This is a genomic window from Ensifer sp. ENS10 (assembly GCF_014852025.1).
Taxonomy (GTDB): Bacteria; Pseudomonadota; Alphaproteobacteria; order Rhizobiales; family Rhizobiaceae; genus Ensifer.
Genome location: NZ_JACVAS010000018.1, coordinates 57,479 through 82,255 on the forward strand (window position 1 = coordinate 57,479; position 24,777 = coordinate 82,255).

Annotated in this window: 27 protein-coding genes; 24 read left to right on the plus strand and 3 right to left on the minus strand. The window is 59.8% G+C overall.

All coding sequences use genetic code 11. The annotated features are described in order from the left end of the window. The first annotated feature begins 8 nt into the window (after positions 1-8). The 13 genes from IB265_RS34760 (at position 9) to IB265_RS34820 (ending at position 15,400) form a co-directional block, all read left to right on the plus strand. On the plus strand, positions 9-395 hold the full coding sequence (locus IB265_RS34760; protein WP_192496046.1) for a M15 family metallopeptidase: 387 nt from the start codon (positions 9-11) through the stop codon (positions 393-395). Further along, positions 374-610 carry a hypothetical protein gene (locus tag IB265_RS34765; RefSeq protein ID WP_192496047.1) on the plus strand — a complete coding sequence of 79 codons (237 nt, stop codon included), beginning with the start codon at positions 374-376 and terminating at the stop codon, positions 608-610. Before IB265_RS34760 ends, IB265_RS34765 begins: the two co-directional genes overlap by 22 nt. Continuing rightward, a complete protein-coding gene (locus IB265_RS34770; RefSeq protein WP_192496048.1) occupies positions 607-936 on the plus strand; it encodes a hypothetical protein in 330 nt (109 codons plus the stop codon). The genes IB265_RS34765 and IB265_RS34770 overlap by 4 nt, the downstream gene beginning before the upstream one ends. A 504-nt stretch (positions 937-1,440) precedes the next feature. Beyond that, complete coding sequence (locus IB265_RS34775; RefSeq protein ID WP_192496049.1) at positions 1,441-2,373, plus strand: capsid protein; 933 nt, start codon at positions 1,441-1,443, stop codon at positions 2,371-2,373. A 75-nt stretch (positions 2,374-2,448) separates the two neighbouring features. Next, a complete protein-coding gene (locus IB265_RS34780) occupies positions 2,449-3,030 on the plus strand; it encodes a hypothetical protein (RefSeq protein WP_192496050.1) in 582 nt (193 codons plus the stop codon). Then, a complete protein-coding gene (locus IB265_RS34785) occupies positions 3,030-5,501 on the plus strand; it encodes a hypothetical protein (RefSeq protein ID WP_192496051.1) in 2,472 nt (823 codons plus the stop codon). Before IB265_RS34780 ends, IB265_RS34785 begins: the two co-directional genes overlap by 1 nt. Positions 5,502-5,527: 26 nt before the next feature. After that, positions 5,528-5,977 (plus strand): hypothetical protein, encoded by a 450-nt coding sequence (locus IB265_RS34790; protein ID WP_192496052.1) that lies wholly within the window; start codon positions 5,528-5,530, stop codon positions 5,975-5,977. Positions 5,978-6,009: 32 nt separating this feature from the next. After that, on the plus strand, positions 6,010-6,510 hold the full coding sequence (locus IB265_RS34795) for a hypothetical protein (protein ID WP_210334681.1): 501 nt from the start codon (positions 6,010-6,012) through the stop codon (positions 6,508-6,510). A gap of 115 nt (positions 6,511-6,625) precedes the next feature. Beyond that, on the plus strand, positions 6,626-8,857 hold the full coding sequence (locus tag IB265_RS34800; protein WP_192496054.1) for a hypothetical protein: 2,232 nt from the start codon (positions 6,626-6,628) through the stop codon (positions 8,855-8,857). A gap of 53 nt (positions 8,858-8,910) precedes the next feature. Further along, positions 8,911-12,696, plus strand: a complete 3,786-nt coding sequence (locus tag IB265_RS34805; RefSeq protein WP_192496055.1) for a hypothetical protein — start codon at positions 8,911-8,913, stop codon at positions 12,694-12,696. Between the two features lie 46 nt (positions 12,697-12,742). Beyond that, positions 12,743-14,698 carry a phage tail fiber protein gene (locus IB265_RS37510; protein ID WP_192496056.1) on the plus strand — a complete coding sequence of 652 codons (1,956 nt, stop codon included), beginning with the start codon at positions 12,743-12,745 and terminating at the stop codon, positions 14,696-14,698. A 16-nt stretch (positions 14,699-14,714) separates the two neighbouring features. After that, on the plus strand, positions 14,715-15,182 hold the full coding sequence (locus IB265_RS34815) for a hypothetical protein (protein WP_192496057.1): 468 nt from the start codon (positions 14,715-14,717) through the stop codon (positions 15,180-15,182). Between the two features lie 26 nt (positions 15,183-15,208). After that, positions 15,209-15,400, plus strand: coding sequence for a hypothetical protein (locus IB265_RS34820; protein ID WP_192496058.1), 192 nt, complete (start codon positions 15,209-15,211; stop codon positions 15,398-15,400). A 40-nt stretch (positions 15,401-15,440) separates the two neighbouring features. Here the strand turns inward: IB265_RS34820 and IB265_RS34825 are convergent, their stop codons facing one another. After that, positions 15,441-15,653, minus strand: coding sequence for a hypothetical protein (locus tag IB265_RS34825; protein ID WP_192496059.1), 213 nt, complete (start codon positions 15,651-15,653; stop codon positions 15,441-15,443). Positions 15,654-15,783: 130 nt separating this feature from the next. On the opposite strand from IB265_RS34825, the gene terL reads away from it, so the two are divergent. After that, positions 15,784-17,493 carry a phage terminase large subunit gene (gene terL, locus IB265_RS34830; protein WP_192496060.1) on the plus strand — a complete coding sequence of 570 codons (1,710 nt, stop codon included), beginning with the start codon at positions 15,784-15,786 and terminating at the stop codon, positions 17,491-17,493. Between the two features lie 200 nt (positions 17,494-17,693). Here the strand turns inward: terL and IB265_RS34835 are convergent, their stop codons facing one another. After that, the gene (locus IB265_RS34835; protein ID WP_192496061.1) at positions 17,694-18,008 is read right to left on the minus strand and encodes a Rap1a/Tai family immunity protein; all 315 of its coding nucleotides are present in this window, start codon (positions 18,006-18,008) and stop codon (positions 17,694-17,696) included. A gap of 1,249 nt (positions 18,009-19,257) precedes the next feature. On the opposite strand from IB265_RS34835, the gene IB265_RS34840 reads away from it, so the two are divergent. The 6 genes from IB265_RS34840 to IB265_RS37445 all read left to right on the plus strand — a co-directional run bounded on the left by IB265_RS34840 (position 19,258) and on the right by IB265_RS37445 (position 21,557). Continuing rightward, a complete protein-coding gene (locus tag IB265_RS34840; RefSeq protein WP_192496062.1) occupies positions 19,258-20,061 on the plus strand; it encodes a hypothetical protein in 804 nt (267 codons plus the stop codon). A gap of 85 nt (positions 20,062-20,146) precedes the next feature. Then, positions 20,147-20,524 (plus strand): hypothetical protein, encoded by a 378-nt coding sequence (locus IB265_RS34845; RefSeq protein WP_192496063.1) that lies wholly within the window; start codon positions 20,147-20,149, stop codon positions 20,522-20,524. A gap of 5 nt (positions 20,525-20,529) precedes the next feature. Beyond that, positions 20,530-20,748: a hypothetical protein gene (locus IB265_RS34850; RefSeq protein WP_192496064.1), complete on the plus strand. Its 219-nt coding sequence runs from the start codon at positions 20,530-20,532 to the stop codon at positions 20,746-20,748. A 2-nt stretch (positions 20,749-20,750) separates the two neighbouring features. Further along, entirely contained in the window at positions 20,751-20,918 is a 168-nt protein-coding gene (locus tag IB265_RS34855; RefSeq protein WP_192496065.1) for a hypothetical protein, read from the plus strand. Continuing rightward, positions 20,915-21,328 carry a hypothetical protein gene (locus tag IB265_RS34860; RefSeq protein ID WP_192496066.1) on the plus strand — a complete coding sequence of 138 codons (414 nt, stop codon included), beginning with the start codon at positions 20,915-20,917 and terminating at the stop codon, positions 21,326-21,328. The genes IB265_RS34855 and IB265_RS34860 overlap by 4 nt, the downstream gene beginning before the upstream one ends. Before the next feature lie 103 nt (positions 21,329-21,431). After that, positions 21,432-21,557: a hypothetical protein gene (locus IB265_RS37445; protein ID WP_256436690.1), complete on the plus strand. Its 126-nt coding sequence runs from the start codon at positions 21,432-21,434 to the stop codon at positions 21,555-21,557. Here the strand turns inward: IB265_RS37445 and IB265_RS34865 are convergent. Continuing rightward, positions 21,554-21,736: a hypothetical protein gene (locus IB265_RS34865; protein ID WP_192496067.1), complete on the minus strand. Its 183-nt coding sequence runs from the start codon at positions 21,734-21,736 to the stop codon at positions 21,554-21,556. The genes IB265_RS37445 and IB265_RS34865 overlap by 4 nt on opposite strands. A 37-nt stretch (positions 21,737-21,773) precedes the next feature. On the opposite strand from IB265_RS34865, the gene IB265_RS34870 reads away from it, so the two are divergent. The 4 genes from IB265_RS34870 to IB265_RS34885 all read left to right on the plus strand — a co-directional run bounded on the left by IB265_RS34870 (position 21,774) and on the right by IB265_RS34885 (position 24,763). Continuing rightward, on the plus strand, positions 21,774-21,965 hold the full coding sequence (locus tag IB265_RS34870; RefSeq protein WP_192496068.1) for a hypothetical protein: 192 nt from the start codon (positions 21,774-21,776) through the stop codon (positions 21,963-21,965). A gap of 21 nt (positions 21,966-21,986) precedes the next feature. Further along, positions 21,987-22,736 carry a helix-turn-helix domain-containing protein gene (locus IB265_RS34875; protein WP_192496069.1) on the plus strand — a complete coding sequence of 250 codons (750 nt, stop codon included), beginning with the start codon at positions 21,987-21,989 and terminating at the stop codon, positions 22,734-22,736. Positions 22,737-23,339: 603 nt separating this feature from the next. Next, the gene (locus IB265_RS34880; protein WP_192496070.1) at positions 23,340-23,711 is read left to right on the plus strand and encodes a MarR family winged helix-turn-helix transcriptional regulator; all 372 of its coding nucleotides are present in this window, start codon (positions 23,340-23,342) and stop codon (positions 23,709-23,711) included. After that, positions 23,708-24,763, plus strand: a complete 1,056-nt coding sequence (locus tag IB265_RS34885; protein ID WP_192496071.1) for a site-specific integrase — start codon at positions 23,708-23,710, stop codon at positions 24,761-24,763. Before IB265_RS34880 ends, IB265_RS34885 begins: the two co-directional genes overlap by 4 nt. Positions 24,764-24,777: the final 14 nt, after the last annotated feature.

Consider the following 24,777-nt stretch of genomic DNA (forward strand, 5'->3'; position numbering starts at 1 on the left):
AGGAAACCATGGCCTACGTTCTGGGCCGTGGAAGCCTTGCCAAGCTCACTGGTGTCCACCCCGATATGGTCAGGGTCATCAAGCGAGCTATCGAAATCACCCCGGTTGACTTCCAAGTTCTGGAAGGCGTTCGAACCATGGCTCGCCAAAAGCAGCTTGTGGCTCAGGGCGCATCAACTACTATGCGGTCTCGTCACCTCACCGGTCATGCAGTGGATGTTATTCCGCTGATCGACGGTAAGGTTTCGTGGCACTGGCCCCACTACTACCCCCTCGCTGAAGCCATCAAGAAGGCTGCGTCTGAGCTGGGCGTGGTCATCGAGTGGGGCGGTGATTGGACTTCCTTCAAGGATGGTCCACACTGGCAGCTTCCATGGGCCAAATATCCCGCATGAAACTCTCCAAGCGTAAGACCTCCAAGGTCTGGCTTGCGTTAAACACCGTCGCCTCGTTCTCGGCTCTGTTCTTCGCTCTCTTCAAGGGCATGGACGGGGCCGCTATCGCCCTCGCTGGTTTGCCCCCGTTCTTCTATGGGGTCTACACCGGGGTAGGACACATGGACATGCGACGGGTTCTTTCCTCCGTAACACCGACACAAGGACCCGAGTGAACCCCTTCATCCTCAAGTGGGTAGTCCCGGTTCTCCTCCTCCTGACCGTCATGGGTGGCGCTTACGCCAAGGCCCGCATCGACGCCAAACACGCAGCAGAGGTCGCCCAGATCAGGCGCGATCTCGCAGTCGCAGAGCTTGTGATTGCCTCCGAGAAAGCTGCGCGTGAAGCCGATGCCGTCCTGGCTGGCGCTCAGGCGCTCAAGATGAGGGAACTATCCGCCAAATCCGATGCAATTCAGGAGTACGCCGATGCGCTCGAAGATGCTCGCCGTGAGTGCCTTAGTGGCGCTGACAGTGAGCGGTTGCGCGACCTCTGGCGTTAGCCTCAGGCCGCTCCCGGTTCTCCCCACAGACCTCCGCGTCTGTTTCGACAGTACGGTCGCTGAGCCCAAACCCGGGGCGATGACTAAGTCCGATGTCTTCCGGCTGATCGCTAAGTTGAAGGTGTCGGAGACCGAGAAGGTTGCTTGTGGAAAGCGTCTAATCGCATTCTACGACAACATCTCTCAATAGGGGCAACAGTAGGATCATTCATTTGATCCAGCATGTGTCCTTTCTCTGAACTAAACCCCCGTCGCTCAACCGGCCCTTGAAGCTGGTTAATCCTGAAGAGGCGCACCACGGGGGTCTCCTTTCCTGATCCGATGTTTCTGACTGATCCCGCCTCTTCTTAGAGGGCGATCCACAGGAACCAAGGAAGTCTCACAGTAGATACTTGGCGATCCCGCCGACCTTCCCTTGCGGGGGTTGGAAGCCGGATCATCTCCAATCGTCCGCCTGTGCTGCTCCGAGGTCCTTCAACCTCAGAACACGACAGGAAATTCTTAATGGCAGATGCAGTTGTTTCCCGCCTTGGTCAGGCCAATGGTGCTGGAGACGTCAAGGCAAACTTCGTCAAGGTAGCAACCGGCGAAGTAATCACCGCTTTCGCTCGGACGACTGAGTTCGCCGACAAGCACATGACCCGCAACATCAAGGAAGGCAAGTCCGCCTCCTTCCCGGTAACGGGCCGCACGAACGGCGCTCGCTACCACACCCCGGGCACTCAGGTTCTCGGTACGGTGTTCAAGGGTAACGAACGGGTTATCACCATCGACGATCTGCTCCTCACGGACGCATTCGTTGCCAACATCGACGAAGCCATGAACCACTTCGAGGTTCGCGGCGAAATCACCAAGCAGATGGGCGAAGAACTCGCTCAGGCTTACGACCAGAACGTTGCCCGTGTTGGCGTCCTCGCGGCTCGTTCCACGGCTGTTGTCGACGGTCTCCCGGGTGGCTCGGCACTCACGAACGCTGCCTACCTCACGGACAGCGACATCATGGCTGCTGCCTTCTTCGAAGCTGCTGCAATCTTTGACGAGAAGTTCGTTCCGGCCTCGGAGCGCTATGGCTTCGTCAAGCCGGTCCAGTACTACGCCTTGGCTCAGAACACCAAGGTCATCAACAAGGACTGGGACGGTCGCGGCTCCTACGCTGACGGCAAGGTAGTCAAGATCGCGGACATCCCGCTGGTCAAGACTGCAAACCTCCCGAACGGCACCAACGTCGCTACGGGTCCTGCAGCTTATCAGGGCGACTTCACCAAGACCGCCGCTCTGATCATGCACAAGGGTGCAGTCGGTACGGTCAAGCTCCTCGATCTCGCGATGGAGACGGAATACATGGTCTCGCGTCAGGGCACCCTCATGGTTGCCAAGTACGCGGTCGGCCACGGCAAGCTCCGTCCCGAGTGCGCTATCGAGCTGAAGATCGCCTAATCGGCACTCACTCTTCCCAACCGGGGTCCTTCACAGGGCCTCGGTTTTTTTGTTTCAACCACTGGAGAACCTTAGATGGCACTGGGGCTTGCCCCTCTGACAGAGCTTGATGCTGTCAACGAAATTCTCGGAACCATCGCCGAAAGCCCGATCAACTCCCTCGACGCCGAGGTTGTCATCGACGCTTCCCTCGCGATGCAGATACTCAAGACCACCTCTGCGGAAGTCCAGACGTCTGGCTGGTGGTTCAATCGGCTGGAAGGCTACGAGCTGGTCCCCGATGTCCGCAAGGAAATCCAACTCCCCCCGAACGTCCTGAAACTCAAGGCATCCGGCGAGACCACCTCGAAGGTCGCCCAGCGTGGCCTCAGGCTCTACGACCTGACCAACAAGACCTACGAGTTCGAAACCTCGGTCACCGTGGACCTGATCCAAGGTCTCGACTTCGAGGAAATGCCTTCGTCCGCCCGGGTCTACATCACGATCCGCGCCGCTCGGAAGTATCAGGATCGCTACTTTGGCGACGACTCGACGCACTCGTACACCAAGCAGGATGAGCTGGAAGCGCTCGCCTCGCTGAAGAACGAGGACCTGGAGTTCGATGACCCGAACATGCTGGAAGACAGCCAGTTCGTCACGGGACTGCGGAAGCCCTAATGGCTCGCATCTCGGGGTCTATCCCGAACTTCGCGAATGGTGTCAGCCAACAGGCCATGGCCCTTCGTCTCGCCACCCAAGGCGATCTTCAGGTCAACGCATATTCCACCATCATCGAAGGCAACAAGAAGCGTCCGCCGACCGAATATGTCGCGGCTCTCGGTGGCATCCTCGACGGCGCACCGCTGTTCACCCACCTGATCCAGCGCGACGGGACCGAGCAATATTGGGTCTTCATGACCAAGTACGGCATCCGCGTGTTCGATCTCAAGGGCATCGAGAAGACGGTCAACGCGCCAAACGGCTACGGCTATCTCGCGCATAGCGCCAGCCTCAAGACGGCTCCGTTCCGGGCCACTACGGTCGCCGACTACACCTTCATCGTCAACCAGACGAAGGCCACTGGTCTCGGCTCAACGACGACCCCGGCGTTCAAGAGCGATGCGATCCTCAACATCCAAGCCGGGAACTATGGCCGCACCTACGTCATCAAGATCGACGGCGTGATCAAGGCTCAGTATCGGACACCGGATGGCGACAGCGCCGCTCAGTCTCCTGCGGTTGACTGCAGCTTCATCGCCGAGCGTCTACTGAACGGTAAGACCATCGCGCTCGAAACCACGGTCAACAGCCAGCCGAACGGGAACTGGACGTGGAAGACCACGGACAAGAACCTCGTAGCCGAGGGCATCACCCCGGCGAACGGATGGACGACCAAGGTTATCGGCTCGATGATCTACATCCAGAGGAACGACGGAACGACCTTCCGTGCCGAGCTGGACGACGGCTACAACGGCAACGCTTCCAAGGTCATCCAGAGGGAGACGCAGGACTTCCCGTCTCTGCCGCGCCAGTGCATCCACGATACCGCTGTGGAGATCACCGGAGCGGCTGGGAACCAGTTCGACAACTACTACGTCCGGTTCGACGCGAAGAACGCCGATCACCCGCATGGTGTCTGGAAGGAAGTGCCGGAACCCGGGATCAAAACCTCGTTCGACGCCTCGACCATGCCCCATGTCCTCATCCGTGAGGCTGACGGCACGTTCACCTTCAAGCCAGCAACGTGGGACCTCCGCAAGGCTGGCGACGAGAAGACCTGTCCGCAGCCGTCCTTCGTCGGTGCCAAGATCAACGATGTGTTCTTCTTCAAGAACCGCGTGGGCTTCCTCTCGAAGGAATCCGTGATCATGTCCCGGGCCGGTAGCTACTTCGACTTCTGGAGAGCGACCGCGACGACGCTGCTCGATGATGACCCGATTGACGTGGCCGGGGTTGGCGCCGAGGTCTCGATCCTCCACTACGCCGAGCCCCAGTTCGACCGGCTGGTTATCTTCTCCGACAGGCGGCAGTTCATCCTCATGGGTAACGAGCTACTGACCCCGAAGACGGTCTCGATCCGTCCGTCCACGGCTTTCCCGAGTGCCCCTCAGGTTGCGCCCGTGTCGAGCGGTCAGTCGATCTTCTTCGCCATGGACCGTGGCTTGTTCACGATGATCCGCGAGTATTCGCTTGAACCGGACACCGGCAATGCGGAGGCCGATGACGCCACCTCGCACGTTCCTCAGTACATCCCAGGTGGACCAACGCTCATGGCAGCGGCCCCTCAGGAAGACCTACTCGCTGTCTACTCGCCCTCGGCCAGGAACAGCCTGTATATCTACAAGTACTACTGGGCGCAGGATCAGAAGCTTCAGTCGAGCTGGTCTGTCTGGGAGTTCCCCGGCGTCACCTCGATCCTGAACTTCAAGTTCATCGACAGCAAGATGCTGATGGTCGTCAACCGGAATGGTTCCGTCTTCTTCGAGACGATGGACATCCAGCCGGGGGCCGTCGATCCGGGCGGTCAGTTCGTGGTCAACCTCGATAGGCGTATGCTCGTCACCAGCAAGACTGGCCGGGTCTACGATCCTTACGACAAGAAGACCGTGGTTCCCGTTCCCTTCGATCCGTCCGGTGGTGACTACGCCTGTGTAACAGGGGCAACTGGAGGAAGTGCTTCACCGCACGGCCTCGAAATCCAAATCCTTGAGAAGGGCGTCGACACCATCACGCTGGCCGGGGATTTGCGACAGGAGAACCTGTATTTCGGCACTCGCTACACCATGCGCTACCGACTGTCGGACATCTTCATCCGTCAGCCGAGCCAGAACGGTGGCAGCTCTGCCGTCACTCAGGGCCGACTGCAGCTCATCAAACTGATCCTGCAGTACTCGAAGTCCACCTTCCTTCAGGTCGAGGTCACGCCCCTTGGCCGCGCAACGCGCACCTACGTTCACAATGGTCGTCTCATGGGCGATCCCGAGAACCGGGCAGATGTTGCCACGCTCAAGGATGGAAACTTCGCCGTCCCGATCCTTACCCAGAACAACCGGGTGAAGATCGAAATCGTCAACGACAGCTACCTCCCCTCCTCCGTCATCTCGGCGGAATGGATTGGGGAGTACGTCCAGAGAAACCGGAGAATTTAACACTGGTCATCATTCGCAGGGCCGAGGTGGCGGACGCCGTCTCCTTGGCTCCGCGCCTCAGGGCAGCAGATCGTCGTGAATGCCTCGCGCACCATGGGATCGACCCGAAGTTCCTCCTCCCGTACTCCATCACCGAAGGAAGCCATGCGTGGGCCTTCGAGCATGACGGGAAGTGCATTGGCCTGTTCGGCGTCGAGCCGGTGGACCAGCATCCGAACTTCGGTCTGGTCTGGATGGTCACCTCGGACGACATCTTCCGTCACAAGAGACAAATCCTGCGTGATAGCCCGGTCTGGCTGAACAAGCTCCACGACCTCTATCCGCTCCTCGGTAATCACGTCGATTGCCGCAACCGGTCGCACATCCGCTGGCTCAGGTGGCTTGGCTTCTCCATGTTGAGGGTCATCCCCGAGTTCGGCGTCGAGCGGCTTCCTTTCATCGAGTTCGCAAAACTGAGGTCAGAACCATGTGCGTAGGCGCAGTGGGTTTGGCTGTGGCTCAGTTCGCTATGAGCGCCGCAAGTTCCGTCATGGGCTTTCAGGCTCAGAAGCAAGAATATGAGGTGCAGCGACAGCACTACGAGAATAACCGGATCGAAGCCAATCGGGCTGCGGTCAACACCATGGCCTCCACCCAGAACCGTATCCTGCAAGAACAGGCGGCGGCTTCGGATGAGGCGCAGAAGCTCAACATCGAGAGCGCCAAGGGTCGAGCCACAGCACAGGTTGCTGCCGGTGAGGCTGGCGTTGCTGGTCTGTCGGTCGACGCCCTCGTGGCCGACTACTACGGTCAGCAGGGACGCTTCGAGCGGACCCTCGACAATAACCTCCAGATGCAGACCGACTATCTCCGTGGCGAGATGGATGCGACCTCCGCTCAGGCGGAAAGCCGGATCAATTCGGTTGCTCAGGGAACACCTCCGTCATTCGCTGATGCGGCCCTCCGTGTCCTCGGTGGCGGTCTCGACGCCTTCACGGGCTACAAGCGCAACAAGTTAGCAGGAGTTTAACATGGCACAGGGCCGGGTTCAGGCACCGGAGCTTCAGAGCAATATCGCTCTGCGTCCCGCTCCCATTCAATCAGACACATACGCCGCCCCGGCCCGACCGGCGCAGGACAACAGGATGGCGTCGCTGGCTCAGGCCCTCGGCGCTTTCTCCACCAGCATCGGCAACTACGCCCAGACGGTTCAGCCTTCGAAGGAAGACCGCCAGAGAGCCATCTGGGCAGCCGAGCGTAGGATCGAGGGCATGACCCTGCCGGAAGTCCGTGAGGCCGTGGATAGCGGTCGCCTTCCGGTCTACGCCGACAAATGGGCACAGCAGTCATCCAACGCTATCGCCGGGGGCAAGGCCGGGTTCGTGTTCGCGACCGAGCTGAAGGACCAGATGACCCGGGACTTCGACTGGGACAATGGCGATCCCGACAAGCATATCACCGACGCGATCAACGCCTACATCGACAACAGCCCGTACAAGGATGATCCGAACTTCGGTTCCAACTTCGTGAAGAATGCCTCGGCGCTTCGTGAGTGGTCCGTCAAGTTCAGGACCGACCGCAAGACCCAGCATTTCGTCGAGGGCCAGCAGCAGTCCGCCTTCGATTATCTCGACACCTACATCCGCTCTCAGGCCGAAGGTACCGAACCGGGCGAACTCGCGAAGAACCTGTTCAAGCAGCTCCCGCTCCTCGGCAAGGAGGGCACCCTCGGTGTCAACGCGGAAGCACTCGAAGGTGAGGTTCTGAACGTCGCTCGGCGCATCGCCGGCACTCACCCGGAAGTCGCCCTGGCTATCATCAATCACACCCGCAAGGGCCGCGATGGGATGGACCGATCGTTCGCCGGGGATCAGGACAAGCAGGATGTCGTTCTGCAGATCAGGGCTCAGGCAGCGAAGGCCATCGGCGATCAGTACGAGACCAGCGAGAAGGAGCGCATCAGCAACTTCAACGTCGAGCTGTTCCGTGCTGGCAATGGCGACCAGATCGTTGACCGGACGATTAAGACCCCGGATGGACGCGAGGTCACGCTCACGGCTGAGAACCAGCGCAAGGCTGTCGAGGAAGAGTACGGGCGTCAGTCCCAGCTCATTGCCAAGGATCGCAAGGAGACGCCGCAGGAGACGATGTTCCGTGAACTTCGGGACTACCGTCGTCAGGGCATGACACACCCGGGTCTGGAGAAGACGCTCACCGGCATGGCCGACATGGCGTCCGTCGAGATGATCGGCGATCCCGAGAGTAAGGCATCCCTGATGAACAAGCTGAACGTCTACCGGCAGCTCCGTCAGGAGAGCAAGAACTCGGTCATGGCCTACACCAAGGAGAAGGACCGCGATTTCGCCGAGGCGTTCGTCGAGGGCACCGACTTCCTGAAGATGTCCGACGACGCAGCTCTGGATTTCGCCATCAAGGTCACGCAGCCGCTCGATGCTTCGGGCCGCGAACAGGTGGCAAAGTACCAGCGCGAGATCGACAGTGAGCTTGGCAACCTGTCCACCAAGAAGGGCTGGTTCGGGATCGAGTGGGATAGCGACCCTTCGAACTTCTCCACGGTCAAGACCAAGGTCACCCAGCTCGCCACCAAGATCGTCGCCGCAGGTGTTAAGCCGAAGGATGCGATTGCGATGGCAGCCAACGCGGTCAAGGCGAACACGCAGGTCCACAATGGTACGCTCCTTGATCTCAATGGTCTGGACGTGCCGGATCAGTTCCCTGAGGCTGTGGATGAGGCTCTGGTCAAGTTCATCGCCGACAATCCGAAGGTCATCGAACGCTCCGGGCTCGAACCGGAAGACCTGACCATCGTTCCTCTCGGGGGCGATGTCTCGGGTGGACGCTTCAAGATCGTCTCGAAGGATAACGTCGCGATCCCGGTCTACAACGACAGGCAGGAAGTCGCGGTACTCACGCTCTCCGGCATCCGCAAGACCTGGGCCGAACGCAAGGCCGATGAAGATAGGGGCAACCTTAGGCAAGACGTGTTCGATCACTCTGCCGAACAGAAGGGTCTCGTCTACGCTGTCGACAAGGACGGTTCCAAGGCTTGGGTCGATCCCAAGACCAAGGAAGTCTACTCGTTCCAGTACACCGCCAAGAACTCCTCTCCGATCTGGAAGAAGACCGGTAAGCGCTATGGCCGCGCCGTTGTCACCAAGGATGACGGTGGGTTCGTGCTGAAGGGGTACGAGGGTGGACAGTTCTGGGGTCGCCTCAGGGGATCGGACCTCAAGAAGCACCGCGAAGAAATGAAGAAGTGGGAAGACGATCACGACCGTGCCGCAGCAGAGCGGCGCAAGTTCTGGGGGTCGTTACTCCCCAGCATCAAGGTCGGGAACACCGTCCTCAACGACTAAACCAAAGTTCGGCCTCGGATAATCTCCGGGGCCTTTTTCATTTAGGAGAACTCATGAACCAAGCCCTCGCAGCAGCCATCGTGGCAGAGGCAAAAGAACTGGGTGCGAACCCCTACGACCTCGCCACGGTCATGTCCTACGAGACTGGTGGCACCTTCGACGTCTGGAAGAAAGGTCCGACGACGCAGCATGGCCAGCACATCGGCCTGATCCAGATGGGCGAGACGCAACGCAAGGACTATGGATACTACGAGGGAATGACGGTGGAGGAAGCCGTGAAGGCCTCTGGTCGATACCTCCGTGACCGTGGCTTCAAGCCGGGTATGGGGCTCCTCGATATGTACTCGACCATCAACGCCGGTCGCCCGGGGCTCTACAATCGCTCTGACGCGAACAACGGTGGTGCTGCTGGCACTGTTCGGGACAAGGTCGAGACCCAGATGGGCGGTCACCGGGCAAAGGCGACGGCCCTCCTTGGTGACATCGTTGGTCGCCCCGAGGAGTGGCTGGCGCAGAACCAGATGAACCGCTCCGTCGAGCGCAGCGACCTGACCACTTCGACTGAGGCCCAAACACCTCGGTACGAACCACGAGCCAACCCGCTGGCCGGTGGCAAAATCCCGTTCGACCTCACGAACCAGAACAACTTCCCGCCCGAGGACCGCGAGGAGCGCAGCGTCGGCGAGCTGTTCAACGCAGCAGTCAACACCGAAAGCACGACCGCTTGGCTCTTCCAGTCTCCACCCGAGACCGACCGCAACCCGGCCTTCCAGCTAACCACGGATCGCGTGGACGCTGACATCAAGTCGATGGGCGGCGATGCAAAGACCTACGGCCCATGGCTTTCCAAGGCGCACTCCGAGGAGAACTATCAGTCGATCCTCGAAGCCGCGAAGAAGGACCTCAGTGAGGTTAGGATGCTCAACGAGGCTGGCTTCACCGGCACGGCGCTGCGCATGGGCGTGGCAATGCTCGATCCGGTCGAACTCGGGGCTGATGCTCTGGCCGCTTCGGTCGCGCCACAGTTCGTCGGTGCTAAGAGAGCTGAGCGAATGTACCGCGTCCTGAACGCCGGTATTGCCGGTGGTGCCGGTGGCGCTGCCGCAGGTGCCGTGGGCTGGTCCGTCAACCCGCATCAGGATGGCACGGACATGCTCTACAGCTCGGTCTTCGGTCTGGGCGTGGGTGGTGTCGTCGGAGCGCTCTCGCGCAACCCTGCGACCCTGACAGAGGCTGTCCGCTTCCAAGCTGTCGCCGATCAGGCCCGTCGTTACGCCGATGGTGAACTCCCGGGCGTGAACATGGCTGGATCGACTGGTGCAGCTCGGGCCCCTGAGCAGCAGAAGTTCCTAAACGATGAAGCTCTGGAGTTCGTGGGTGACGACGAGATCGTGAAGTCTGCCTTCCTCAGCGCTCGTGTCGATCTCTATGCCCAGATGGACAAGTCTCCGAACACCCTGACCCGGATGGGCGCAGGACTGGTCAACGATGGTGTCGGCAAGAAGGGTGGCGCGATCAACGGCATCGCTGCTTCCGAAGAGCAGGATCGCATGTGGAAGGTCTGGGCGACCGGCTACATGAAGACCTACCGTCCCGCGCTCGATGACTACCTGTCGCGGAACTCGAAGGGCTACTTGGATCGCGCTCGCGCTGAGCGGGATTTCAACAGCCAGGTCTACGACTATGTGGTGGATCGACGCCCCGGGCGCTCGGAACGCTACGACGCAGCCGTGGTCAAGCTCGGGAACCATCAGGCGGCTCTCTACAAGGAGATCGGCGAGACGGCCCAGAACCCCTTCGTCCGCGAGGGAATGACCGGCGATGGCGTCTCTGGCTTCGAGCGGTGGTCTGCCAACCCGCATTACATGATGCGTAAGTGGGACAACGACCGTCTCGTCATGATCAGCGACGAATACGTCAAGGGCACCGTCGAGGACCTGATCGCTGGCTCAATCCGCAAGGCCAACGCCGACATGGAAGAGAGCCTGATCCGCAGCCTGTCCAAGGGCTTCACTCGGGCCATCACGAACCGTGCCCACGGACTCGATGATGCCGCTGTGAGGGCGATGGGCGGTGACGACATGGAAACGCTCATGGAGGTCCTGACGCTCGACGGTGGGCTCTCTCGGGCTGATGCCGAGGCTGTCCTGCACCGTTTCAAGAAGACGAGTGACGGCGGCAATGACGCCCGGGCCAAGCACAGGCTCCTGCTCGATGAGACCTTCCGTCTCCCCTCGGTCATGCGCAAGGACGGCACTCTCGATGAAGAGGGTCTCGGCGTCCTCGATCTCATCCATCGTGATGCGTCGGCGAACTTCCTTGGCTACGCTCGGCACATGTCGGGCGCGATTGCTCTGTCCCGCTACCGCGTCAAGGACCCGAAGACTGGCGAATTGCTGGTCAATGGCTTCAAGAGCGATGGCGAGTTCGATCAATACAAGCAGCTCGTCCGTCGTCGTGGCGCTGAGCTGATCGCCGAAGGCAAGACCACGAAGGAGGCAGTGGACAAGGACATCGCCAACCTTGACATGGCCTACAGCTCAATCCGCGGTCGTCCTGTGCATCAGGGCGAGAACACGGACTTTGGCTGGTGGTCCCGAGCAATTCGCAAGATGAACTTCTCGCGGATCATGAACCAAGTCGGCTTTGCTCAGATTTCTGAAATCGGGGCAACAGTAGGGACGCTTGGCTTTAAAGCAGCGATGTCGCAGGTCCCAGCAGTTCGGCGCATGATGGGCCAGAACGGCGAGACTATACTCAAGTCCGGTCTCGCGAACGATCTCGAAACTTGGGTTGGCGTGGGAACCGAAAGGCTCCTGCACCGGAACAACTACCAGATCGACGAAATCACCGGGGTTACCGAGCAAGGCGCTGGCCGGTGGCGGGACAAGATCGACCGCAGCTTGAACAGCCTGAACAACGTCACCTCCGAAGTCTCGGGGATGCGTCAGGCCACGATCATGCTGGAGCGATGGACCGCAGCCTCGGTCGTCCAGAAGTTCGCCGACATGGCAGCTAAGGGCGGCAAGGGAATGTCCGAAGCGCGTCTGAATGATCTCGGGCTCGACCCGGAGATGACCCAGCGCGTCATGAAGATGTTCAGCGATCCGGCCAACTTCGAAACTACCAAGGGCCTCATCTCGGGGAGCAAGGTACTTCGGGCTCACTTCGGGAACTGGACTGACAAGGAAGCTCGCGAGGCTTTCCTCAGTGCCACCGACCGGCTCACCCGACAGATCATCCAGAGGAACGACATTGGGAACATGATCCCGTGGATGTCCTCCCCTGCGGCCAAGCTGCTCATGCAGTTCCGGTCGTTCATGGTCGGAGCTTACACCCGGCAGACCCTCAAGTCGCTGCACTTCCGTGACGCTCCCGCTCTGGGCGCGGCAGTCGGAACGATGGCGATGGCTGGCGCTGCCTACGTCGCACAGACCAAGGTGCAATCCATTGGCCGTGACGACAGGTGGGCCGAGGATCGACTGTCCTGGCAGAAGATCGGCGCGGCGTCCTTCGCTCGTGCTGGTGTTTCGTCCATCGTCCCCATGCTGGTCGATACGTCCCTGTACGCCGGGGGCTTCGATGCAGCGTTCTCGCACACCCGAACGACCGGTCAGGTCTCCAACATGTTCTTCGGCAACCCGACCACGGGTGGTCTCGATGACATCGTTCAGGCTGGCCGAGCAGTCGCTGGTCTCTTCAGGGACGGCGAATGGTCTCAGGAAGAAGCCCGGGCAATCCCGCGCATCCTCCCGTTCGGAAACATGGTCCCCGTGGTCATGAGCCTGAACGCACTGATCAGCGACATGCCTGAGTTCGCACCTCGGGATCGCAACTAACGTCAACTGAGGGGGCTTCGGCCCTCTCTCTTTTTCAAAAGGAACTATGGCAGCAGTAATTCACTCCTTCGTCGTTTACACCGGCGATGGGAGCAAGAAGAAGTTCACGTTCAACTTCCCGTACCTTTCCCGCGATCACATCAAGGTTCTGGTCGATGCAGTTGAAACCGGCGCTTACTCGTGGACCGGCACGAACGAAGTCACGCTGACTACCGCCCCGGCAACGGGCAAATACGTCACCATCAAGCGCGTCACCCCGAACGCAAACCTCCTGTCGAAGATCACGGACGGCTCTACGCTTCGAGCTGAAGACCTGAACCGACAGGCGCAACAGGCGATGTTCTCCGCGCAGGAGGCCGCTGACGAAGCGACACTCGCAACCGCGAACACTCTGGCCGCTCCCGATACGGACGCCGGTCGTGTCCTCCTCAAGTTCCCGACCATTGAAGCCCGAGCGAACAACGTCCTCGGCTTCGACGCCTTTGGTCAGTTCCGTCCGTTCACCTCGGCTGACATGCCGAAGGGTCCTCCGGGGGATAAAGGCCCAGTGGGCGACCAAGGTCCTCTGGGTCCGACTGGAGCCACTGGTCCTCAGGGTCCGATTGGTGAGACTGGCCCGCGTGGCCCAGAAGGTCCGCAGGGTCCTATCGGCATCGTTGGTCCTCAGGGCGCTCAGGGCATTCCCGGGATCATGGGGCCGCAGGGCTCGCAGGGTATCGTCGGTCCTCAGGGTCCGCAGGGTATGCCGGGTCCGACTGGCCCTCAGGGTCCTCAGGGCACCATTGGTCCTGTCGGTATCCAAGGTCCTCAAGGTCCTCAGGGGCCGGAAGGTCCTGTCGGTAAGTCGTTTGACCCTGACGCCTCTGGTCCGACTGGAGATCGAGCAGCCTACAACGCCGAGCCGAAGAACTTCTCGTTCATCGATACGACCACTGGCACCGTCTACTGGAAGCTCTCCAACGATGTCGGCGATTGGTCGGTCGGGGTTAACTTCGGTCGTGGTCCGCAGGGTATCCAAGGTCCTCAGGGCGTTCAGGGTATTCAGGGTCTTCAGGGCGACGTTGGTCTCGGCCATACGGGCGACTGGAACAGCACCACGGCCTACAACTACCGGGACGCCGTCTACTCCCCAGCACAGGGCGCATCGTACTTCTGCGTTGCTCCTCACACCAACAAGCCGGTCACCGACACTGGCTACTGGCAGCTCATCGCCGCTCGTGGCACTCAGGGCATCCAAGGTGTTCAGGGTCCGCAGGGCGTTCAGGGACCGAAGGGCGACACCGGCAACACCGGCCCTCAGGGTATCCAAGGTGTTCAGGGCGTGGTTGGTCCGAAGGGCGACATTGGTCCGACCGGCGCGACCGGAGGCACCGGCCCTCAGGGTCCGATGGGTCCGACTGGTCCTCAGGGTCCGATTGGCCCGACAGGCGCAACCGGCTCCAAGGGCATGAACTGGCGTGGAGCATGGAATAGCGCCACCGCTTACGCCATCAACGATGTCGTCTATTCCGACGGCTGGTCCTTTATCTGCATCGTCGCCAACTCGAATAGCTACCCCCACAGCTATAACGGCACCCGCTGGAACTTGGTTGCCAGCAAGGGAGACACCGGCCCTCAGGGACCACAGGGTCCGACCGGCGCTACCGGCCCACAGGGCAACACCGGAGCGCAGGGTCCACAGGGCGCTCAGGGGCCGCAGGGCTGGACTGGCGCTCAGGGGCCGCAGGGTCCGCAGGGACCGGCTGGTGGCTTCGACATCTACACTGGCGGCAACCACTTGGAGACCAACTTCCCGATTGGTCACATCATCGCGGTGTCCTGCAACAACGGTGAAGGCATTCGAAACGCCAACTACGTCGTCGAGATTTGGCACGCCAACAACGGCCAGTACGCGACGGAATCGCTGGGTGGGACCGGCGCAGCTCTTGCTGGGACTTGGCGCTGCCGGGGCTTCTCGGACGGGGCCGCGCTGCGAACCGTCACCATGCAGCGCATGGGCTAACAGAACAGGAGAATAAATGACAGTTGAACTCAGGGACATCATCTCGGTGTCCCTAACCAAAACGCCCGGGGTCTTTGGTGTCGCATGTGAAGCCCGGATCGAGGGCGTTGACGAATTTATCGCCAAGCACATCTACCGACCGGATGACCCATATGGCCTGAGCCCCCAGATCAAGGAATGGCTCGCTGAAAGGCCCGACTTCCCGATCAGGCCCTATGTCCCACCGCAGCCTCCAACCCCTGAAGAACTCCGGGCCAGGATGGAGCCGCTCACACGTCGGCAGCTCCTTCGAACCCTCTGGGAAATCGGCATCGCCGAAACGGACATCGACGCCAAGCTCGCAAACGACGCCGTGGGCCTGATCGAGTGGCGCAACGCCAACACGTTCGCTCGGCTACATCCGCTCATCATCTCTGTCGCTTCTGACCTCAACCTCCCTCCCGAACAGGTGGACAGCCTGTGGGACTTCGCTCTCACGTTCTAACGGGGGGGCCAACCATAGAAAGATCAATGGAACACACCACGACGGCGGTGGCGGCTTCGGCTGTCACCACTCCGATCTGGTTGCCTTGGCTACAGACTGCCTCAGAGACCGCTGCAACGATCGCTCCGATCCTCGGTCTCGTCTGGCTCCTCATCCAGATATTCGCCAAGTCAATCGAAACCTACCAGCGCATCAAGGACCGCAAGAATGAAGACTGACAAGTCCAAAATGGACGGGCTCTTTGACAAGTTCGCTGAGCTACTCGCCGAAACCCTTGAAGAGGGCAAGGCCGTAATCGACAAGGACACCGGAGAGATCACTCGGGTTACGCCCGACGCCGCGACCCTGAACGTTGTCCGACAGTTCCTCAAGGATACCGGCACGGTTCTCCAGCCCGGTACCAGCCATGAGGCCGTAGAGCGCCTCCGTCACCGTGAACTCCCGTTCGGCGGCGAAGAGTACGAAGAACACCCTACGCACTAACCCACAGCGGCCCTGTGGCGAGCATCAGGCTTTCCCGGGGCCAATCGATCCCTTTTCGTTCTGGGCGCACTCCTGTGCCCGGAATGGGAACAATTGTGCCCTCCAATCCCCAAGGTGAATGACCAAGCAAATCAATGGCCTGAAATCAGGCACGACCCTGAGCGGTGCCGATCCGCTTCTCGACTTCCGAAATTTCCTCTTCCTCGTCTGGGTGCATCTGAACCTCAAGAAGCCGACCAAGGTTCAGTACGACATGGCCCACTACCTCCAGCATGGCCCGAAGCGCATGGTCATCGAGGCGTTCCGTGGTGTGGGCAAGAGCTGGGTTACCTCGGCCTTCGTCTGCTGGCTTCTCTACTGCAACCCGCAGCTCAACATCCTCGTCATCTCCGCGTCGAAGCAGCGTTCCGACGACTTCTCGACCTTCACGATGCGTCTGATCTTCGAGATGGACATCCTCGCGCATCTGCGCCCGGGTCCTGACCAGCGTTGCTCCAAGGTCTCGTTCGACGTTGGACCGGCTCGAGCCTCTCACGCTCCCTCGGTCAAGTCGCTCGGCATCACCTCGCAGATCGCCGGTTCCCGTGCTGACGTTCTGATCGCCGACGACGTGGAAGTCCCGAACAACTCCGACACCCACCTCAAGCGCGAGAAGCTGTCCGAGCAGATCAAGGAGTTCGACGCCGTTCTCAAGCCCGGTGGCCGGATCATCTACCTCGGCACTCCGCAGTCCGAACAGTCGATCTATAACCTACTGCCCGACCGTGGCTATCAGGTCCGCATCTGGACAGCCAGGTATCCCGACCCCGAGCGCCAAGCCAAGTACGGCGCAAGGCTCGCCCCGCTCATCACCCGAGAGCTGGAGAAGGAACCCGACCTCGTCGGTGAACCGGTCGATCCCGAGCGCTTCTCGATGCAGGACTTGGACGAACGCGAGCTGTCCTATGGCCGCTCAGGCTTCGCCCTGCAGTTCATGCTCGACACCAGCCTGTCGGACGAAGACAAGTATCCTCTCAAACTCGCCGACCTGATCGTCATGGGGCTGAACCCTGCGAAGGGTCCGTCAGAAGTCGTGTGGTCTTCGGCTCCCGAGCTGACACACGAGGTGCTGCCCACGGTTGGCCTCCCCGGCGACCGCTACTATCGCCCGATGTTCATCTCGAAGGACTGGGTGGACTGGGAAGGCTCCGTCATGTTCGTTGACCCCTCGGGTCGCGGTAAGGACGAAACCTCGTGGGCCGTCGTCAAGATGCTCCACGGAATGCTCTTCGTCACCAAGATCAACGCCAAGCGCGGCGATGGCTACTCCGACGAGACGCTCCTGACGATCCTGCAGGACGCCCGGGAGCAGAAGGTCAACCTGATCCTGGTCGAGCCGAACTTCGGTGACGGCATGTTCGCTCAGCTCCTCAGGGCCAAATCCCAAATCCACTATCCGGTCACGGTGGAGGACGCAGGGTGGTCCAAGGTGCAGAAGGAAGCTCGCATCATCGACACCCTTGAGCCGATCATGAACCAGCACAAGCTCGTCATCTGTTCCTCTGTGGTGGAGTGGGACTACTCGTCCACGAACTCCTACTCGCAGGAAGACATGAAGAACATGCGGATGATGTACCAGATGACCCGGATCACCCGGCAGCGTGGCGCTCTGGCACACGACGACCGTCTGGACGCTCTGGCTGGTGCCGTGGCCTACTGGAACGAGTTCATGGCTCGCAACACCGACAAGGCCGTGGCAGATCGAAAGCAGGAGCTGCTCGACGCCGAGCTGGCTCGTTTCATGGACAACGTCCTCGGAGCATCTGACGATGCCCCTCGGTGGTTCTGAGACACCCCTGATCGAATAGGGGCAACAGTAGGTATGCCCCGGGTTCCTCTATGGTTATAACTTAGGTATCACCTGAGAGAGATAGCTCAAGGGGAACCCTCAGTGGAACCTGAGTGTCCACCTGGGAGACTTCAGTCAAGACCAAGGTCCTCACCAAGGTAAGGGAGGAGGAGGAGTGATCCTCTCCCTCTCACTGATGCCTAACCACAGGGCCACGCTTGTTTGAATGCCAAGCCGACGACACTGATTGATTTCTTGTGTCGATGCTGCGGGTTGTCGCGGAGCCACTTGCACACCACGTCACCCATCTGCTGGGTCGATGCCTCGTTCGGTATGCAGGAGATAAACTCTGCTCCCATCGCAAACATACCGTCAGCCGCACCCTTGACATACATCATGCTGGCGAACCTGTCTGAACGACACATGTCGGAAAGGTCTTGACCGTTAAGGGCCAGGGCCTGGGTGTGGACACTGGCAGACATGAGTATCGCCATGGTGAAGGTGAAACGACGCATGATTGCTCCCGTTGAACTGAGGTTGCGCCATAGCATCACCCCGGAATGTTGGGTAGAAATTTCTGAGCCACCCAATCAGATCAGCGGCTGTCCGCGTGCCCCCCCGGCACCCCCCTCGATCCACTCGCGTTCTCTCTTCGTTCACGGTCTCGAATGGCCATTGTCACAGCTTTTGTCACACCGCAGGGCTCAACACCCTGAGAAACAAGGGTTTGCACGGGGATACCTAATCGCCAACCCAGACAATTGCCGCAGTGGAACCGAGCATTAGCACGGGCATTCCATAGATGGAACAAGTGTTCTGTCTCGTGTCAGCCCATCGGTGTATCTCATGTTAAGTCAAAGGTTCATTAGAGCGCCCTAACTGACAAGATGGCAGAATTTGACCCAGCGACGGCCTAACCGACGGTCGGCACCATAGGCCGAACCGTGGTCAAACCGAGGGGCCCATACGTGTGCTCTATACCGCGCGTAACGCATCCCGCTCGTGCTGATCCGGTCCAAAGGCGATTTCCTGAGTGATAACGGGGGTTTAGACCCTGGCTGACCTCTCGTAACCCATTGATCCGACTCGATAATTCCTGCTGATTTGGGTCGCTCCATGTGGTCATTTATTGCCCAAACGGGATGATTTACAACCAAAGGCATTCAAGAAAAACATGTGTTAAATCAACCACTTGAAAGAAAATTGCTGCCTCATCTATTTTTTTCGTTGCCGCAGTGGAGCGTATTGAAGATAACTAAATCACACCGAACGAAGCGACTGACGCAGCGGCTCGGTGGGGCCCAAGGGCTCGATGCAGCGACTGCCTTCCTGCCTCACGGCGACACGGGGTCTCTGAGTTCTTTGACAATCAGCGATCCGCTCTGGTCGGCCACCACGGTCAACCCCCAGCGGACAAGGAATGAACGGCAATCGTCCGCTTAGCAAGGCGGCGCACCTACCGAACAGTCCGAAAGCATCCTCCCATCGCGGTCTACCCTTCCAAGGCAAGGGTTCACTGCAGGACAGGACAGCAGAAGACTGAGGTGCGCTTTAGAGGCTCGGCCAGCGATTGCGGGGCAAGGAAACCGTGCTCTGATTACGCCTCAAAAGGCAAACGGAACCAACGAACTACCTAAGGCGCTGTCCTTAGTTGGGGGCCAGGGTGAAACCTGAGCTTCCAGCCAATGACAGACAAATGCACCGCTACAGGTGCGTCTGGATTGATCCACCAAGACAACATTTCCACTACAGGAGAGTATGACCATGTTTCGTGGCACCCTGATCCGCTCTGGCAACAACGCAAAGACGGTCAAAGGCGACGGCGAGTTTGAAACCGCCATCATGTACCTTGCGCCATTCACTCTGGCTGGCACCAACGTCTGCCCCATGGCTGAGCAAGCCGGGTGTGTCGCTGGGTGCCTCAACACTGCCGGTCGCGGGGCTTACAACAATGTCCAGCTCGCCCGGATCGCCAAGACTAAGCGTTACCTGTCGGATCGCATCGCATTCATGCAGGAACTGGCTCTCGACCTTCAGCGGTTCGTCGCCTACTGCCAGCGCAAGGGGGTGAAGCCAGCGGTTCGCCTCAATGGCACCAGCGACATTCAATGGGAAGTGGCGCATCCGGTCACCCGGGCTCTTGCACAGGGCTACTGGAAGTTTGCCAACGTCTTCGAAGCCTTCCCTGAGGTGCAATTCTACGACTACACCAAGGTCTACAAGCGGGTGTATCGCGCTCTGCCGTCGAACTACTCGCTCGTCCTGAGCTATTCCGAGGCGAACCCGGCGTATGCCGACAAGGTGATCGCCGCAGCTCTCGACACTGGCGCTAACGTGGCAGTCGTCTACCGCAACAAGGCCACCCGTGACGCGCTGGTCTCGCCATCGCTCGAAGGCCGGGGCGGCGTCATCCAGAACAGCCTCCATGGCACCGGCGAAAGCCTGAGCCGCGAAGTCTTTAACGGTGACGACACCGATCTGCGCTTCCTCGATCCGACTGGCGTCATCGTCGGGCTCTACGCCAAGGGCCGCGCCAAGAGGGACACCTCTGGCTTCGTCGTGGGCTAAAGCATCCACTAAGGCAACAGTTCCACCAGCGGCACGACCTTGGGCACCTCCAGCCGGGTCGTGTCGCGGTGCTGAGAGACGACACATGATCATCTATCGAATTGAACACGGGGAAAGCGGTCGGGGAGCCTTCGCGGCAGGACTGGCCAGAACCCACGACGAGTTTAGCGGAAGCGATCACTCGGCCTACGACCACCCCGGGCCAATCGGCGAGTGGGATACCGAGCTGCACAGCCAATACATGCGGGGTGAGTTGGACAGCCACTACTTCGGCTGCCGCAGCAAGACGCAACTCCGCTCATGGTTCCGGTCATCGCCGGGACGCCGCGCCATGGCGAAAGCCGGGGGCGTGATGGTCACCTACGAGGCTCCCCGCGAAGCAATCGCGATGGGCCGCACCCAACTCGCTTTCGACATGAACCGGGCGACGAAGCTCTCGTCGGTCCCCGCAGACCAATGGTGAGGACCATGGCAAATCGCAAGTACCACACCCTCGTGTCCGTCGATGGCTCACCCGGCTGCAAGTGGGGGATCGAGTTCGGCGACTACGACCACGACACCGTCTGGGATGAATACCTTGAGATGCGCGACCGAGGTTGGAAGCGCAGCGAACTCAAGATCATCACAACGGGTGAAACTCAGGCCGAGATCGACGCTGCCGTCGCCGAGCTGAACAAGGACATCTGAGCATGTCCACCTACGTCATCACCAAAGATGCCGCCACGGGCAAATGGTTCATCAACCACCAGACACCCGGCTGGATCACCCCACTCAGCGGCCCTCACCCCAAACGCAAGAGTGCAATCACGGTCGCACGGCTTCTCGCCGGTCGCCGGGGAAAGGTAGAAATCAAGTGACTGAGCGCGAGAACTACACCCACCTGCAGGTCGAAGCTGCGCTGTGCCTCTGGGAAGCGATGCTCGAAGCGAACACCCGTGGCTGGTCCCGTGACCCCGAGAACGAGCGGCGGGACACCACCCTCGGTCCCCTGCCCGACCGCGCAGCCTCCTTCTACCAGACTTGGCGGAACGTCGGGGCCGTCGCGATGCGTCACATGGCAATCCACCTCGCGGAGCACCTCTGCGACACTTGGGACGCCATGACCCAGGCAGAACAGGAAGAGTGCATCCCCTATGATTGGGAGTTCGCACCGGCCTTCCTCGGCGTGATCGAGTGGGACCAGTGGGGCACTCCGGTGTACCCAACAGACCCTCGCGACATGGCAGACGCTGTCCTCGCCCTCCAGCGCCGGGGGAGCAGCCTGTGATCATCACCGACGTTCAACTCATGGACGCCCTCAAGGCCATCTTGCTGGCGTTCCTCTTCGTCTCTGGCTTCTGCGCATGGCTCACCGTCAAGGGGGCCGCAGAATGAGCCGCTATCGTGCGCCCATGACACCTTGGGAAGACTACCAGTACCGCTACGGCATCTGGCACACGGCGGCTCGGGCGGTCGTCCTGGGCCTCGCGATCATCTCGATCATCAAGCTCGTCTAATCGGGCTTGTCGTAGATCGGACGCTTCGTTGGTTTCGTGACGCTCTCGAACGACCCCGAGCTGATCCTGACCGGATACTCGGCGCCCCGAAACTCCACCCTCGGCACACCATCGTCGTCGATCCAGACGACCTCACCACGGACGACCACGAGGTCGCCCACCTCCACCTTCGTCGCCATTTCACCACTCCAGCCCTACTCGTAGGAGCATAACTCCATGATCTCGATCTTCGAAGAGTTCTTCACGAAGGCCAGAGCCCTCGCCTTCCTTCGGGACTATCACCGCAAGTACCCGGGCCGGGTCTTCGGCACCAACGTTCGTCTCGGTTTCGACCGCCTTCAGCAGTGCTGGAAGGTCACCGGCCACCGCTTCAACCTCAAGAACAACCAGCGCCTGATCGCTGCCTAATCCCAGAACGGAGAAACACACATGTCCAAGACCCTCGTATCCGCATACGCCGCCTTCCAAGCCCTCGCCATCGGCACGAAGTTCTGGTTCCGCCAGATCGACACCACGCAGCATGTCGGTGAGAAGCCGGTCGCCGCTCTCAAGATCAACAACTACGATGTTGCGATCCTCGACGCCTCGTTCGGTTGGGGATTGAGCGCAAGCGATCTCAGGGGCGTGTCGCAGGAACAACTCGCGCTGATCACCAAGTCCGACGCTGGTCGGTACCTCGGCTGGACCCTGTTCGAAGACGGGAGCAACAACCTGAAGGTCTGGACCACGGACCCGACCGTGAAGAAGCCGCGCGTCAAGAAGCTCAAGCCGAGCCTGATCGGACAGCGGTTCACAATCATGTCACTTCCCGAGGGTATCAACCCGGAGATCAAGGTCGGCATGAAAGGCACGATGGCTTCCACCGGTCATGAGACCCCTCTGGTTGTCCTCGACGGTCACTCACGGCTCGTTCACATTCATGTGAGCCACCTCGGTATCCACAAGCGCCGCCCGAAGATGACGATGGACCGTCTGCCTCCCCAAACCCGGGAGGTTCTGGCCCTCTTGAAGTCGAAGGGATCGCTCACTGCGATTGAAGCCGGTGGTGTCATCCGCGCACGGTCTTTGGCTAAGCGAATCAGCGAGTTGAAGGAAGCTGGCGTGGCGATCCTTGCGGAGACGAAGTACGACCATACCGGGCAGCGCTACGCTCGCTACCACCTCCGCGCTGCGGCGTAAGCTCGCACCTAAGGGTGGACCTTTAAGGTTAGATGCAAGGAATGGTTAGGCAATGCCTTTGGACGGGGGTTGCCTACCCACTCAACCTCTAATACAGGGTTTACCTCTCCACTGGCGGGATAATTCCACGAATGGAGCATTTTAAAATCGTAAATGGTGAGCTATGCCGCATACACAACTCAAGACACACGTCCGCTCTAATTGTCACGACGATATTCCCGATCCCGGGGGCATCGTGAAGGTCACAATCCACCTCTCCTACCCACGGCGGCGCCCCCCGGATGTCTGCTCACCTGTTTACGCAGCGCAGATACAAGAACATGAAGATTTCCCAGTAGGTTATGAGACAGTCCTCGGGTATTTTGAGAGGACGAACCCTGAAGCATTCTCCCTTTTGTACGACCCCAAAGAGGACCTCTTGGAGGACGAGAAATGGATCGAATGCCGGTGCATGACGGCGGGGTTATTGATTTTGAATAGAGGCGACATCAAGGCGTTTCCTGTCGAAATGCTGTCGCGTCGACTGGGTTGACGGTTGACAACTGTCCCACCAGTGGAAATATTCCCTTAGTGTAGTATTGATTTTTCAGAGGGGCCGAACCAATGACGAACAACGTCGTGAATATTGCTGAGAACAATAAGAACGCACGGAGATTGATCTCGATTATCGAGGAGTTCCGGAAGCTCGACCCGGAAATCCAAGCGCAGACAATCACGCTCTTCCTCTTGGTTGTGGCCCGCCCTGGGATCACGATGAAGGAGCTGGTCCAGCAGACGGGACTGGCCTCTTCGTCGGTTAGCCGCAACATCTCCGCTCTGGGAGAAAGACACCGCAACGGGGAACCGGGCCACGGGCTGGTCCGGGCCTATGAAGACCCTCAGGACCGCCGCACGAAGCGGGTCGATGTGACCGCACAAGGTCGCCGGGTCTACGAAACACTTATCACCATATTAGCGGGAGGTAGGCCGGAATGACGGTTCGACCACGTGGTAATGGCTATCAGGCCAACCTGATGATCAACGGCAAGCGCTATCGTCCGACTTTCGCGACGGAAGCTGCAGCCATCACTTGGGAGAGCGAGGCGCTTCTCGCGGCCAAGCTCGGCAAACCCATCCCGAACCCCACGGTCGACACTCTCGGCAATCGCGGGTCTGCCCTCAAGACGCTCGAAGATTTCTGGAAGGTCACGAAGAAGGATCGCTGGTCGGACAAGACCAGTGGCGAGAAGCTGGCGCGGAACGCCGAGTTCTTCATCGACTGGAAGGGGCGCTCGACCCCGATCAAGGATGTCACCTCGCGCGACTTCTACGAATACGTCGACTACCTCCGCAACGATCTCAAGAACGACAACGCCACGATCAATCGCAAGATGTCATCGGTGAAGGTCATCTTTAAGAAGGCCGTCCACGAGCGCGTAATCGATCAGGTGCCCTATGTAGAGAAGTTCAAGGAGACCTCGGTCGGCAGTATCGACTTCCTCGACTTCGGCGAAGAGGACCCGCTGATCCGCCAGCTCGACCACCACGGTTGGCAACGCCTGTCCCAGATGGTGCAGTTCTTGATCGACACCGGGGCTCGCATCAACGAGGCGAAGAAGCTCACCTACGACGACATCACGGCCAAGCATGTGATCCTCCGCAACCGCAAGTCTGGACGCACGTCGTACATCCCTCCGACTGCTCGGGTTCGTGCCGTCCTGGCCCAGTGCCGGATCGACAGTAAGGACCCTGCGCGACCCTTCGGTGACCTGAATCTCGACACCTGCCGTCGCCACTTGAACGTGGTCTACGAGAAGCTCGGTGGAAAGTACGAGCGGTTCACGCAGCCGTTCCACATCTTCCGGCACACCTGCGCGTCCCGTCTGGCGATGCGTGGGATCGACGCGAAGCGCATCATGGAGTGGATGGACCATTCCAACCTCTCGGTGACCCAGCGCTACATGAAGCTGTCACCCTCGGCGCTCGACGATGTCGCGGCTGCTCTGGAGCCACAAGTTCCAAAGCTTCGTGTTGTTGAGAACGGGTAGCTCTCAGTTGCAAC